This is a genomic window from [Collinsella] massiliensis (assembly GCF_002161605.1).
In the GTDB taxonomy this organism is placed as follows: Bacteria; Actinomycetota; Coriobacteriia; order Coriobacteriales; family Coriobacteriaceae; genus Enorma.
Genome location: NZ_NFIE01000007.1, coordinates 1 through 14,177, shown reverse-complemented (window position 1 = coordinate 14,177; position 14,177 = coordinate 1). Strand labels below are relative to the sequence as shown.

Here is a 14,177-nt window from a genome sequence, read left to right as displayed (position 1 = left end):
CGACCGGTGAGGAGAGGGGACAGCATGGAGAGCGCGGCTACCGTGCATGTGATCTCGGACGCCTTGGGCGATACCGCGTGCGACGTCGTCCTCGCGGCCGCCGGACAGTTCCCCGAGGGCGCCATCGCCATCGCGCGCCTGCCGAAGGTCGAGCGCATCGAGCAGGTCGAGTCCTACCTCGCGCCGCATATCGCTGCGGGAGCGCGCTTCGCCGTCTTCCATACCATCGTGGACGCGGAGCTGCGGCGCGCGGTCGACGCGTTGCTCCAGCGCCTCAACGTGCCGGCGGTGGACCTCATGGGCCCGGCGATGGGCGCCATCTCCGCGCTTACGGGGCTTGCCCCCTTGGGCGTCCCCGGCATCATCCACCGTACCGACGACAGCTATTTCCAGCGCATCGCCTGCATGGAGTATTTCGTGGAGCACGATGACGGGCGGGGCGCCGATGACCTCTCCAAGGCCGACCTCGTGCTGTTGGGCATCTCGCGCACCTCGAAGACGCCGCTCTCCATGTACCTCGCCCTGCAGGGGTACCGCGTGGCGAACATCCCGCTCGCGCTCGGCATCGAGCCGCCCGCAGCGATCTTCTCGCTTGACCCCGCACGCGTCTTCGGCCTGCTCTCGACCGCGCCGGTCGTCCACGACATCCGCGAGCGGCGCCTGGGTGACGGCCTCGCGCGCGCCGTGGCCGCAAGCTATGCCGACCCCGAGCACATCGAGGTGGAGCTCGAGATGGCCCGCGCGCTGTATCGCCGCCTGGGCTGCTTCGTGGTGCGCACCGACGGCAAGGCGGTCGAGGAGTCCGCGGCCGAGATCACAGGTCACCTCGAGCGCATCGAGCGGGCACGGGAGCACCGGGAGCGCAAGGGTTCGAAACTGGCGTAACAGAGCTGAAAAGTGTCCTTCACATACCTATCATATGCTGGGAAAACCATAACTGGTATCTTCATAAAGCATCCACTTTGCCACCCGCTCACCGTCGCTTTCATACCGTCAACCGTGCTTCATATCGTTTGCAAACGCGCTTTCGAACCCTTTCGTATACTCGCGCTGAGCCCATCGCCCGATGGGCTTTGTCGTACCACGATTCACGGCTGCGGCCGTCGAAAGGGGGAGTATCGTGAGCGATACGAAGCGCGTCTACCGGTTCGGGAGCGATGCGAACGGGGTCGATGTGACGGAGGGCGCATCGAGCATGAAGTACATGCTCGGCGGCAAGGGGGCGAACCTCGCCGAGATGTGCCGCATCGGCCTGCCGGTGCCGGGCGGGTACACCATCACCTGCCAGACCTGCATGGAGTACGCGGACGCGGGCAACGTCTGGCCCGCCGGCGCACTCGACGAGATCGAGGCCGCCACGCGCGACCTCGAGGAGCGCATGGGCAAGCGCTTGGGCGATGCGCGCGACCCGCTCCTCGTGTCCGTGCGCTCGGGCGCGCCGTTCTCCATGCCGGGCATGATGGACACGGTGCTCAACCTCGGCCTCAACGACGCGTCTGCCCAGGGGCTCATCGCGCAGACGGGCGACCCCCATTTCGTATGGGATTCGTACCGCCGCTTCATCCAGATGTTCTCCGACGTCGTCATGGGTGTCGACGCCGAGCTCTTCGAGAACGCGCTCACCGATAAGCGCCTCATCGCGGGCGTGCGCACCGACGCCGAGCTGTCCGCCGACGACTTGCATGAGCTCGTGGAGGAGTTCAAGGGCATCTTTCGCGCGAACGTCTCGGCCGCGGAGCACCCGGAGCTCATCGTCGACGGCGCCATCGCCTTCCCCCAGGATCCGGCGGTCCAGCTCAAGCTCGCCATCGAGGCGGTCTTCGGCAGCTGGATGAACGAGCGCGCCTGCATCTACCGCAAGGCGAACGACATCCCCGACGACCTGGGCACGGCGGTGAACGTGCAGGCCATGGCCTACGGCAACAAGGGCGAGAGCTCGGCGACCGGCGTGGCCTTCACGCGCAACCCCGCCAACGGCGCGCGCGAGCGCTACGGCGACTTCCTCGTGAACGCGCAGGGCGAGGACGTGGTGGCGGGCATCCGCAACACCGAGCCCATCCAGAAGATGGGGGAGTACCCCGCGCTCGCCCAGGCGGCCGCGGACCTCGAGCGGATCTTCCAGATCCTCGAGGGGCATTTCCACGACATGTGCGACATCGAATTCACCATCGAGCAGGGCAAGCTCTGGATGCTCCAGACCCGCGTGGGAAAGCGCACCGCGCAGGCGGCGCTGCGCATCGCCATCGACATGGTCGAGGAGGGGCTCATCGACCGCGCGGAGGCCGTGCGGCGGATCGACCCCGCCCAGCTCGACCAACTGCTCCACCCGCAGTTCGATGCGAGCGCGGACTTCGAGGTGCTCGCGCGCGGCCTGAACGCGAGCCCGGGCGCCGCGGTGGGCGAGGTCGTGTTCAGCTCCGATGACGCGGTCGCCGCGGTGGCCGAAGGCCGCAAGGTCATCCTCGTGCGCTGGGAGACGAACCCCGACGACCTCAAGGGCATGGTCGCCGCGGAGGGCATCCTCACGAGCCATGGCGGCAAGACGAGCCACGCCGCAGTCATCGCGCGCGGCATGGGGGCGCCCTGCGTCTGCGGCGCGGAGGCCATCCAGATCGACGCGGCGGCGAAGGAGGCGCGCGTCGCGGGCACCGATATCGTGCTCCGCGAGGGCGACGTCATCTCCATCGACGGCACCGAGGGCATCGTGGTCGCGGGCGCCGTGCCGCTCGTCTCGGTCGAGCTCACGGGCGACCTTGAGACGATCCTTTCCTGGGCAGACGAGATCCGCCTGCGCCCCGGCAACACGCACCCGTATCACGTGCGCGTGAACGCCGACAACCCCGAGGATGCTGAGCGCGCGCTCGGGTTCGGGGCGGAGGCTATCGGGCTTTGCCGCACGGAGCACATGTTCCTCGGCGAGCGGAAGAACATCATCCAGACGTTCATCCTGAGCGACGACCCCGCGGTGCGCGAGCAAGCGCTCTCCGACCTCCTCGCGGTGCAGACGGGCGATTTCCTCAAGATGTTTCGCACCATGGACGGTCGCGACGTGGTCGTGCGCCTCATCGACCCGCCGCTCCACGAGTTCCTCGACGCCCCGCGCGAGCTCGAGGTGGACATCGCGCGGCGCGAGGCCGCGGGCGCGCCGGAAGCCGAGCTCGCGCCCCTGCGCGCACGCCTTCGCCGCATCGACGGCATGGCCGAGATGAACCCGATGCTGGGCCTGCGCGGCGTGCGCCTGTCGTTCGTGTTCCCCGAGCTCCCGCTCATGCAGGTACGCGCTGTGGCGAGCGCGGCGGCGACGCTCATCCGCGACGAGGGGCTCGACCCCCGGCCCGAGGTCATGGTGCCGCTCGTGGCGCTCGCCACCGAGCAGGTGCAGATGCGCGCCGTGTGCGAGCAGGTCATCGCCGAGGTCGCCGCGGAGTTCGGCGTGGCGCTCGACATCCCCGTGGGCACGATGCTCGAACTGCCCCGCGCCTGCCTCACCGCCGACGAGATCGCCCGCAGCGCGGACTTCCTCTGCTTCGGCACGAACGACCTCACGCAGACGACCTTCGGCTTCTCGCGCGACGACGCGGAATCCAAGTTCATGCCCGTCTACCTGCACAGGAAACTCGTGGAGAAGAACCCGTTCGAGACCATCGACAAGGCGGTGCTCGAGCTCGTCCGCATGGCCGTGGAGAAGGCGCGCTCCGTGAAGCCCGCGATGCACTGCGGCGTCTGCGGCGAGCACGGCGGCGACCCGGCCTCCATCCGCGGGCTCTTCAACACCGCGGGCGTGGACTACGTCTCGTGCTCGCCGTACCGCGTGCCCATCGCGCGGCTCGCGGCGGCGCAGGCGAAGCTCGCCGAACCGGTGCGCTGAGAAGGGGCGACCAGGCTCGAGGGACGCGGCGGTGCGTGAACGTGGTGATTTCCCCGCGGCGGGCGTTTTCTCCCTTGCGGGGCTGGGCGGTCTGTGTATAATTGCAACGTTTGGCAAACCCATGTGCCGGCTCACGGGTGCGGCACCTCTGGATTAGAGTGAGGATTTGAAATGGACTACATCCGCGCAATCGAGCGCCAGCAGATCCGCGAGGACATCCCGCAGGTCCGCGTCGGCGACAACGTCAAGGTGCACTACCGCATCAAGGAAGGCGACCGCGAGCGCATCCAGGTCTTCCAGGGCGACGTCATCCGCATGAGCGGCGGCTCCTCGCGTGAGACCTTCACCGTTCGCAAGATCTCCTTCGGCGTGGGCGTCGAGCGCACCTTCCCGCTCCACAGCCCCAAGATCGCCAAGCTCGAGGTCGTGCGCCATGGTCGCGTGCGCCGCGCCAAGCTCTACTACCTGCGCGACCGCGTGGGCAAGGCTGCGCGCATCCCCGAGAAGCGCTAAGCGATATCCTCGCACGCGAAGGCCGTCCTTTGGGGCGGCCTTTTTTCTTCTGTATGCGTGCTGCCTCGCCCGAGCGGCGGGGCGCAGCGCAGGCTCTGTGGAGGAAGGTGCCTCATGGCGAATCAGACGAGCTCGCTTTCGGCCGCGCACGTCGCCGCGGTGCTGGGAAGCGCGACCATAGAGGAGCTTCCCGCCCTGTGCGAGCGCTATGCCTCCGACCCGCGCAAGCAGGTGCAGCAGGCCGTGGAGCGCGCCCGGCGGCGCCTGGGACGCGAGCAGGCGGAGCATGAGCGCGTGGAGCTCATGTACCGGGAGATGCGCGAGCTCGGCGGTGAGGGCGTCGTCATCGGCGTCGACGAGGTCGGCCGCGGCTCTGTCGCGGGGCCGCTCACGGTGTGCGCCGTCTGCCTGCCGAGCGAGCCCATCATCTGGGGGCTGAACGATTCCAAGAAGCTCACGCCCTCGCGGCGGGAGGTGCTCGCCGCGCGCATCGCCGAGGTCGCCCAGGGGATCGGGCTCTACCATGTTCCCGCGCATCGCATCGACGACATCGGCATGGCCGCGGCGCTCCGCGAGGCGGTCGCGGGCGCGGTGCGCGATACCGGGCTCACGCCTACATGCGTGCTCATGGACGGAAACCCGCTCGGCGCGGTGCCGCACGAGCGCGACATCGTGCACGGGGACGCGCGCGTGGCCTGCATCGCCGCCGCCTCGATCGTCGCGAAGGTCGCGCGCGACGCGCACATGGTCGAGCTCGACGCGCTCTATCCGGGCTACCATTTCGCGGAATCCAAGGGCTACGCCTCCCCGGAGCACATCGCCGCGATCCGCGCCCACGGGCTCACCGAGGAGCACCGCGTGAGCTTCTGTGGAAACTTTCTGGAGACGCGGCGCCTCTTTTAGCACTGGTATGGCTGTTGTGACGATGTGCGCGCTTGCGTGAGCTCGGCGTTTGGTCGAGGTGCCAGCCCCGTGCAAGGTTCCTGCCAGGTTCGTGCCAGAAGCACCGGGATTTCTGTCGGATGACCCATGGATGATGGCTCCACACCGAGTGGAGGGAGCGCACCATGGGACGGAAGACGAAGCGGCGCGGGGCAAGCGACGGGTTTCCCACGGACACTGAGGAACAGGCGCCTGTCGAGGCTCAGCGCTCAGATGCGGCGCCCGCGACGGATACGCTCGCCGATATGACGCCGCAGCAGGTCGGGGCGACGGGCGAGCTCATCGCCGCGAGCTATCTCGAGGAACGCGGCTACGACATCTTGGAGCATGGCTACCGCTGCGCGGAAGGCGAGGCCGACCTCATCGCCTACGATTTCGAATCGAACGAGATCGTGCTCGTCGAGGTCAAGTCGCGGCGCGCCCGAGCCCGGGACGACCTGCGCCCGGAGGAGGCGGTGGACGCGCGCAAGCGCGAGCGCTACCGCAGGATCGCCTCCTGCTACCTCATGGACCGGTTCCCTGTCATGGCCATCCGCTTCGATGTGGTGAGCATCGTGTTCCGCTCCGGCATGGAAGCGAGCATCAAGCACTTCTACAGCGTCTTCGATTGGGAGGCGGACTGATGTCCGGGCGGGTGTTCGCCGTGCATGCGGCCTGTCTGCGCGGCGTCGAGGCGGTTCCCGTGACGGTCGAGGTCGCGCTCGGCGGCGGCCTGCCCTCGCTTTCGATCATCGGCATGCCGGACTTGACGATCCTCGATGCCCGCGGGCGCATGCGCGGCGCGATGCGGAGCGCCGGGTTCGAGGTTCCGCGCTGCAGCATCACGGTCAACCTCGCGCCCGGCGATATGCGCAAGACGGGCTCGGGGCTCGACCTGCCCATCGTGGTGGCCATCCTCGCCATATCCGGGCAGATTCCCCGACAGGGGCTCGACGACTGCCTCTTCGTGGGCGAGCTCGCGCTCGACGGGACGGTGTGCGCGGTCCGCGGCGCGATCGCGTACCAGATCCTCGCCCGTGAGCAGGGGCTTCGCCTCATCGGCGCCGGCCCGCTCGCCGAGCTCGCGCTGCCGGGCTGCTCGCACGCGGCGCTCGCGCATATCGGGCGCCTCCGCGCGGGCATCGGTGCCGCGGCCGAGCTTCCCCCGGAGGCCATGCTCGCTCCGAACGCCCTGCCGGACACCCTCGATTTCGCCGACGTCGTGGGACAGGAGCAGGCCAAGCGTGCGATGGCAGTCGCCGCGGCGGGAGAGCTCGGCATGCTCATGGTCGGGACGCCAGGCTCGGGCAAGACGATGCTCGCGCGCCGCATGACGACGATCCTGCCCGCCCTCGCGGGCGCCGAGCAGCAGGATGCCCTCTGCATCCACTCGGTCGCAGGCGAGGACCTCTCAGGTCTGCTCGCCGGCAGGCGTCCGTTCCGCAGCCCGCACCACAGCATCTCGTCGGCCGGGCTCGTCGGCGGCGGGAGGCCGGTGCGGCCGGGCGAGATCAGCCTCGCGCATGGCGGCGTGCTCTTCCTCGACGAGCTCGCGGAATTCCCGGCGCACGTCCTCCAGATGCTGCGCCAACCCATGGAGGAGGGCTGCGTGCGCATCGTGCGGGTGGATGGGACGTACGCGTTCCCCTCGCGGTTCCAGCTCCTCGCAGCGAGCAACCCTTGCCCGTGCGGCTATCTGGGCGACCGCGAGGTGCCGTGCAGCTGCTCGGCGAGCGCCATCGAGCGCTACCGCGCCAAGCTCGCGGGGCCCCTCATCGACCGCATCGACATCGTCATCGACGTGCATCGCCCGGAGCCCGAGCTCATCATCAAGGGAGCCGAGGGGCTCTCAACCGCGGACCTGGGCGATATGGTAGCCCGCGGCCGGGCGTATCGCGCCGAGCGGGAGCGCGCGGCAGCCCGCATCGACAAGCCCGCGTGCGGCTCCGCGCTTGACCGCGCCATCGAGGGCTTCTCCTTCGATGGCCAGGCGACGGACACCCTCCTTGGCATATCGAAGCGGCTCCACGTCACGGGGAGGGGCATCAAGCGTCTCTGCCGCATCGCGCGGACGATCGCGGATATCGACGAGTCCGCGGAAGTCGGGCGCGCGCATGTGCTCGAGGCAGCGATGTACCGGGGAGGTGCGGCGTAATGGATGCTCGAAACCTTGATGTTCGCCGGGAGCTCGCACCGGGCGATGCGCTCTACCCGCCCGCGCTCCTCGACCTTTCGGATCCGCCGGAGCGCCTCTACGTCCGCGGGGACCCCGAGGTGCTCGCCGCCCCCGGCCTCGCCATCGTGGGGACGCGCCGCATAACGCCCTACGGGGCCGCGGTGACGGAGCTCGCCGCGCGCATCGCGGTCGCCTCGGGGCTCACCGTCATCTCGGGCGGCGCGCTCGGGTGCGACCAATGCGCGGGCTGGGAGGCACTCCGCCAGGACGGGAAGCACATCATCGTGCTTGGGTGCGGCGCGGACGTCGTCTACCCGCGGACGAGCGCGCCCCTCATCGAGCGAGCGCTCGCCACCGGCGGGGCGGTCGTGTCGCTTGTGCCCTGGGGCTGCGATCCCCGGCCGTACCTGTTCCCGCGCCGCAACCGCGTCATCGCGGCGCTCGCACGGGCGGTGTTCGTCGGCGAGGCGGGTATGCCCTCGGGTACCTTCTCCACGGCGGAGGCGGCCGACGCAATCGGGCGCGAGGTGCTCGCGGTGCCGGGCTCGATCTTCTCACCGAACTCGAGGGGATCGAACTACCTCATCGCTTCCGGCGCGTGCTGCATCTCCGATGAGGAGGCGCTCGAGGTTGCCATCTCGCGCATCTTCGGGACGCTCCGGTTCTCGCACGGGCCGGCGACGGGTCCTGTGGAGGAGGACGAGCGGGTGGGACGCGTCATATCCGCGCTCGTGGCCTCACCCCTGCGCTCGGACGAGGTTGCCCGGCTCATCGGCCTCGACGCGCGCGGCTGCATGGAATTCCTCGGCGCGCTCGTGATCGAGGGGCGCATCGAACAGCTCCGCGACGGCCGATATGCTCCTACCAAGGAGGAGCTTCACGAGCGGACGACCTTCGGCCACAATAGGGGGTGATTCAACGAAGGAGGACATACATGGCTTTTGAGACGGTGACGGTTATCGGCGGCGGGCTCGCGGGAAGCGAGTGCGCGCTCGCGCTCGCGGCGCGCGGGGTGCCCGTGCGCTTGGTGGAGATGCGCCCCCGGACGCCCTCGCCCGCGCATGCGACGGCCGGCCTCGCTGAGCTCGTGTGCTCGAACTCTTTCAAGTCCACGCGCTTCGAGAGCGCGGCGGGTCTCCTCAAGCTCGAGCTCGCGCGCATGGGCTCCTCCCTGCTCGCGTGCGCGGAGGAGGCCGCCGTTCCGGCCGGTGGCGCGCTCGCGGTCGACCGCACGCGGTTCTCGGAGCTCGTGGAGGCGCGCGTCAAGGCATGCCCCGCCATCGAGCTCGTGCGCGCCGAGGCTCTCGATATCCCCGAGGGGCGCTGCGTCATCGCCGCGGGACCGCTCTGCTCGCCCGCGCTCTCGGAGAAGATCCATGCGCTCGTGGGCGGAGACGCCCTGTCGTTCTTCGATGCGGCGGCGCCCATCGTCGACGCCTCGACGATCGATCGCTCCGTGCTCTTCAGCCAGTCGCGCTACGGCGAGGAGGGCGCGGGCGATTACCTCAACGCGCCCTTCACGAAGGACGAATACGACGCTTTCATCGACGCGCTCGTCACCGCCGACCGCGTCGTGCTGCACGACTTCGAGAAGGGCGGGCTCTTCCAGGCGTGCCAGCCCGCCGAGGAGGTGGCGCGCACCGGGCACGATGCCCTGCGGTTCGGCGCCATGAAGCCGGTGGGGCTCACCGACCCGCGCACCGGGCGACGCCCGTGGGCGGCCATCCAGCTGCGTGCGGAGAACCGGGAGGGCAGCGCCTATAACCTCGTCGGCTTCCAGACGAACCTGACCTTCCCCGAGCAGCGCCGCGTGTTCCACATGATCCCCGGCTTGGAGCAGGCCGAGTTCTTCCGCTACGGCGTCATGCACCGCAACACCTTCATCGATGCGCCCCACGTGCTCGACCGCACCTTCGCGGTACCCGGCACCACAGTGCGCTTCGCTGGCCAGATCACGGGGACGGAGGGGTACACCGAGGCCATCGCTTCGGGGCTCCTGGCCGCGCTCAACACCTACGCGGACCTCATCGGCGCCGACCCGGTCGCGCTGCCCGCGACGGGCGCGCTCGGGGCGCTCGTCGCGTATGCGACCGACCCCGAGACGCAGGACTACCAGCCTATGCACGTCAACTTCGGCCTCGTGCCGCCGCTCACCGACGGCGTGAAGCGGGGCAAGCGCGAACGCTACCACGCCTATGCCGAGCGCGCCCTGCGCGACCTCGACGGCTACATCGCGACCCGCCCCGACCTCTTCGATGCGGCGGTGGCGCGCCCATGAGCGCGAAACAGTGCGAAGGGGAGGCGGACGCGGAGCTCGACGCGCGCTTTGCCGAGGCGCTCGATGCGTTCATCGCCTACATCGCGCGCGTCGCTGGCTGCTCGCCGGAGACGGTGCGCGCCTATGAGGGCCATATCGAGGCCTTCGGCCTGTGGTGCGCGCGCCACGGCATCGACGGGCTCGCCGCCGGGGCGCACGATTTCCGGCGCTACCTCGCCGACCTGAAGCGGGCGCGCTACGCTCCGCGCACCATCGCGGCGCGCCTCTCCGCGCTCCGGTCGTTCTTCCGCTGGGCGCAGTTCGAGGGCGTCGTCGAGCATGAGGCGGCCTCGTCCATCCAGATGCCGAAGATCCCCCGGAACCTGCCCCAGACGATCACCGCCGCCGACATGACCCGCCTGCTCGCGACGCCGGATACCACCACCCCGGCGGGCCTGCGCGATGCCGCGATGCTCGAGCTCTTCTATGCGACGGGCGCGCGCATCTCCGAGCTCGCACGGCTCGATATCGAAGACATCGACCGCTCGACGCGCACCGTGCGCCTCTTCGGCAAGGGTTCGAAGGAGCGGATCGTCCCGGTGTACCACCGCGCGCTCGACGCCGTCTCCCGCTATGAGGAGCAGGGGAGGCCCGAGCTCCTGCGCGCCTCGGGGCACGCGGACGCCGCTCAGCGCGCGCTCTTCATCTCGAGCCGGGGGCGACGCATGGATGCGAACGCCCTCAGGTACCGCTTCCGGATCCTCTGCCGCGCGGCGGGCCTGCCCGCGGACGTGACGCCCCACGTCATGCGGCACACGTTCGCGACCGACCTGCTCGCAGGCGGAGCGGACCTCCGGAGCGTCCAGGAGCTCCTCGGGCACGCGAGCCTCTCGACCACGACCCTCTACACGCACCTCACGCCCGAGCGCCTGAAGGGCGCCGTCCACCAGGCGCATCCCCGCGGCTGAGCGAGGCTCGTGGCCGATCCGCGGATATCTCGCACGCACGCGATTCCGGGCTTGGAATATGGGGCGGATGCTGCTATCATACCGTGCGTTGCCGATTCGGCGACGTACCGTATCACGCACGCGCGGCTACCTTCCTGCCGTGGTGCCCGGGCCCTGGTAGCGAAGACCCGGGTGGTGGGGAAGGGATGACCCCGCGCGGAGGCAGAACCACAGGAGGTTTACATGGCTACCAAGATCAACATCCGCACCCTGCTCGAGGCCGGTTGCCACTTCGGCCATCAGACCCGCCGCTGGAACCCGAAGATGAAGCCCTACATCTTCGGCGAGCGCAACGGCATCTACATCCTCGACCTCAAGCAGACCATCGTCAACGCGGACAAGGCCTACAGCTTCATCCGCAACGCCGCCCGCTCCGGCAAGGTGCTCTTCGTCGGCACCAAGAAGCAGGCCCAGGAGCCCGTGCGCGCCGCCGCCGAGCGCTGCGGCATGCCCTACATCAACCAGCGCTGGCTCGGTGGCATGCTCACGAACTTCGTGACCATCCGCTCGCGCATCAACCGCATGGAGGAGCTCGAGACCATGGTCGAGGACGGCTCCATGGCGCTCCGCGGCAAGAAGGAGCAGTCCGTGCTCACCAAGGAGCTCGCGAAGCTCCAGGCCAACCTCGGTGGCGCCCGCGACCTCAAGGGTCTGCCCGCCGCGCTCTTCGTCATCGACACGAAGCGCGAGGAGAACGCCATCAAGGAGGCCCGTCGCCTCAACATCCCCGTGATCGCCCTCATCGACACCAACTCCGACCCCGATGAGATTGAGGCGACCAACGGCATCGGCATCCCCTGCAACGACGACGCCATCTCCTCGGTGACGCTCATGTGCGAGCTCATGGCCGACGCCTGCCTCGCCGGCAGCGACAAGCCCGAGGTCACCGTGGCCGAGATGGCCGCCGAGCAGCTTCCCGCCGAGGAGGCTGTCGTCGAGGTCGCCGTCACCGAGACCGAGGCCGCTCCCGCCGAGTAACCCGCCCGAACGCATCCCCGTCCCGGGGCAACCGGGGCGGGCGTCTCATCACCCGCATCTCATAGAAGGGATCCGCTCATGGCAAACATCACCGCCGCCCAGGTCAAGGAGCTCCGCGACATGACCGACTCGCCCATGATGGAGTGCAAGAAGGCGCTCGTCGAGGCCGAGGGCGATATGGAGAAGGCCGTCGACATCCTTCGCAAGAACGGCCTCGCCGCCGCCGCGAAGAAGGCCGGCCGCGCCACCAACGAGGGCGCCATCGGCGCTTACGTCTCCGAGGACGGCAAGCTCGCCGCGCTCGTCGAGGTCGCCTGCGAGACCGACTTCGTGGGTTCCAACCCCAAGTTCACTGGCTTCGCCGCTAAGCTCGCCGAGGTCGTTGCCACGACCGAGCCCGAGAGCGTCGAGGCGCTCCTCGCCACCGACATGGACGGCGAGACCGTCGAGGCCGCGCTTACCGAGCTCATTCACGTCATCGGCGAGAACATGAAGATCAACCGCTTCGCCTATCGCAAGGCCGAGAACGGCGCCTGCTCGAGCTACGTCCACATGGGCGGCAAGATCGGCGTCCTCGTCGAGTTCTCCTTCGACAAGCCCGAGACCGCCCAGGCCGAGGCCTTCAAGGCCTTCGCGCACGACGTCGCGATGCAGGTCGCGGCCGTGGCGCCCATCTGCGCCCGTCGCGAGGACGTGCCCGCCGAGACCGTCGAGCACGAGATGAGCATCTACAAGGCCCAGGCCGCTGAGTCCGGCAAGCCCGAGGCCATCCAGGAGAAGATCGCCACCGGCCGCCTCGAGAAGTTCTACAAGGAGGTCGTCCTCACCGAGCAGGCCTTCATCAAGGACGGCGACCTCACCATCGCCAAGTACGCCGATAAGGTCGGCAAGGAGCTCGGCGACACCATCCAGATCGTCGCCTTCGACCGCATCGCCCGCGGCGACGCGTAAGCGCTTTAGTCTAGTTTATAGAGTTTACAGTCAACTGTTTCGCGCCCGCCCCCATAACGCATTATGGGGGCGGGCGCGAACTATTTTGAAACGTCGGTACTTTTACCGCGCGTTGTTAAGCATCGGTCTCGAATCGAAGATGATCTCGTCCTGATTGCTGCATGAATAGCACGCCAATGCGATGACGCATATCAGTAAGCAGCTAATCAAGATGGCGGCAATCTGATTTGGACTTGGCTTCATGTTCATTTAATTAATCCTGCCCCAAACGGATAGCTTGTTTCATGTTGGTATGGAGTTAAGTCAACATAACGTCCAGGGGAATACCAGCCGTCGTATATAATGAAGTAAGTTGCATTTAGTCCGTTAGGCATTGTCGCTTTTACATACCCCTCAACCACACATGCATGCGGGACAAACCCTTGCCGTCTGACAGAGAGCAGACATCCATATTCCTTGTCAATTGCGTCAGTAATTACAGCTGGCGTTACCTGATCGTACACCTGGTAATTACCGTATTTTCCATATTTATCGTTGCAATACTTTGCAAGTCCTTTTGTTGCGTCTTCAAGCCCAGTTGCTCCGCAAGGAATGCCAAGCACTTCATCGATATACTCTTTCGTGTTTGTATATGTCCAAAGCTGATCAAATACGGCCTTATTAACACCGCCATCAGGGCTTGTATAATTTACTAAAAAGCCTAATAAAACATAGCAAGCAACGACTGCGCATGCATATCTACCGCAATCAAGAATAAATTGATCCGACTCAATACCGTAGTATTGAGGCCAGGTCTTCATATATGTAACCTTGCCACTGCTAAATATATAGTCTGCTGAAATAGTGTAGTCATCCAAAATTGTTTCAGAATCTAACGTATCGACAGGGTAATACGGTTTTACTCGATACTCAAACGGCGAAATTTTAGTCGCAGCTCCAAACGTTTGCGCATTTTCGGTTTCATCAAGGCTATGGCTGTTAGGTAGATTAAATTGTTCATCGACAATTATAGGCGGCCGAGAATTAGCAGCGAAAGAGAAGTCTGTAAATAGGTTTTCGGATGTTCTATCCAAAACGACGTAGCCATTAGGATTGTCATTTTTTCTAAGGGTAACAATATATCCAATAAAGCAATCATCCTCGTTAAACAACGGGATAATCTCAGAACATACCAGGTCTGCGATTCCAAAAGTAGCTGCTAAGTTTAAGGCAGCGGCCGACGCATTTTCCTTCGAGAAGGGGACTTGATTTTCTGACGCGCATTTCGTTGAATCGTCCTCTGCGTACGCAAAAACAGGACGTGTCAAAAGTACCGGAATCGATGCAAGCAATCCAAGGGCATGCCGACGATCAAAGTTCGTTTTGTTCTTCATGGCGCACTCCTATCTTTAAGTCGTTGCATCTGAGAGCCGGATACCGGATGCTTTGGTGCAATGCAGAATCTGGCGGGCAGGGATGCCGGCATGGCAGTTGGGGCGCCCGAGGCGACCTCGCAAGGGAGAGTGG

Annotated in this window: 12 protein-coding genes; 11 read left to right on the top strand and 1 reads right to left on the bottom strand. The window is 66.5% G+C overall.

The annotated features are described in order from the left end of the window. Positions 1 to 24: 24 nt before the first annotated feature. The 11 genes from B5G02_RS03880 to tsf all read left to right on the top strand — a co-directional run bounded on the left by B5G02_RS03880 (position 25) and on the right by tsf (position 12,671). The gene (locus B5G02_RS03880; RefSeq protein WP_094335267.1) at positions 25 to 885 is read left to right on the top strand and encodes a pyruvate, water dikinase regulatory protein; all 861 of its coding nucleotides are present in this window, start codon (positions 25 to 27) and stop codon (positions 883 to 885) included. 235 nt (positions 886 to 1,120) lie between these two features. Then, complete coding sequence (gene ppdK / locus B5G02_RS03875) at positions 1,121 to 3,868, top strand: pyruvate, phosphate dikinase (protein WP_094335266.1); 2,748 nt, start codon at positions 1,121 to 1,123, stop codon at positions 3,866 to 3,868. Between the two features lie 171 nt (positions 3,869 to 4,039). Further along, positions 4,040 to 4,381 (top strand): 50S ribosomal protein L19, encoded by a 342-nt coding sequence (gene rplS / locus B5G02_RS03870; RefSeq protein ID WP_019238540.1) that lies wholly within the window; start codon positions 4,040 to 4,042, stop codon positions 4,379 to 4,381. Between the two features lie 114 nt (positions 4,382 to 4,495). Further along, positions 4,496 to 5,284 (top strand): ribonuclease HII, encoded by a 789-nt coding sequence (locus B5G02_RS03865; protein WP_094335265.1) that lies wholly within the window; start codon positions 4,496 to 4,498, stop codon positions 5,282 to 5,284. Positions 5,285 to 5,448: 164 nt separating this feature from the next. Then, entirely contained in the window at positions 5,449 to 5,946 is a 498-nt protein-coding gene (locus B5G02_RS03860; RefSeq protein WP_094335264.1) for a YraN family protein, read from the top strand. Then, positions 5,946 to 7,457 carry a YifB family Mg chelatase-like AAA ATPase gene (locus B5G02_RS03855; RefSeq protein WP_094335263.1) on the top strand — a complete coding sequence of 504 codons (1,512 nt, stop codon included), beginning with the start codon at positions 5,946 to 5,948 and terminating at the stop codon, positions 7,455 to 7,457. Before B5G02_RS03860 ends, B5G02_RS03855 begins: the two co-directional genes overlap by 1 nt. Next, complete coding sequence (locus tag B5G02_RS03850) at positions 7,457 to 8,392, top strand: DNA-processing protein DprA (protein ID WP_094335262.1); 936 nt, start codon at positions 7,457 to 7,459, stop codon at positions 8,390 to 8,392. Before B5G02_RS03855 ends, B5G02_RS03850 begins: the two co-directional genes overlap by 1 nt. Before the next feature lie 20 nt (positions 8,393 to 8,412). After that, positions 8,413 to 9,756 carry a methylenetetrahydrofolate--tRNA-(uracil(54)-C(5))-methyltransferase (FADH(2)-oxidizing) TrmFO gene (gene trmFO / locus B5G02_RS03845; protein ID WP_094335261.1) on the top strand — a complete coding sequence of 448 codons (1,344 nt, stop codon included), beginning with the start codon at positions 8,413 to 8,415 and terminating at the stop codon, positions 9,754 to 9,756. Then, positions 9,753 to 10,703: a tyrosine recombinase XerC gene (locus tag B5G02_RS03840; RefSeq protein ID WP_094335260.1), complete on the top strand. Its 951-nt coding sequence runs from the start codon at positions 9,753 to 9,755 to the stop codon at positions 10,701 to 10,703. Before trmFO ends, B5G02_RS03840 begins: the two co-directional genes overlap by 4 nt. A gap of 222 nt (positions 10,704 to 10,925) precedes the next feature. Then, positions 10,926 to 11,720 (top strand): 30S ribosomal protein S2, encoded by a 795-nt coding sequence (gene rpsB / locus B5G02_RS03835; protein WP_094335259.1) that lies wholly within the window; start codon positions 10,926 to 10,928, stop codon positions 11,718 to 11,720. 78 nt (positions 11,721 to 11,798) lie between these two features. Next, a complete protein-coding gene (gene tsf / locus B5G02_RS03830) occupies positions 11,799 to 12,671 on the top strand; it encodes a translation elongation factor Ts (RefSeq protein ID WP_019238550.1) in 873 nt (290 codons plus the stop codon). Between the two features lie 245 nt (positions 12,672 to 12,916). Here the strand turns inward: tsf and B5G02_RS10055 are convergent, their stop codons facing one another. Next, complete coding sequence (locus B5G02_RS10055; protein WP_143758283.1) at positions 12,917 to 14,044, bottom strand: hypothetical protein; 1,128 nt, start codon at positions 14,042 to 14,044, stop codon at positions 12,917 to 12,919. Positions 14,045 to 14,177 lie beyond the last annotated feature (133 nt).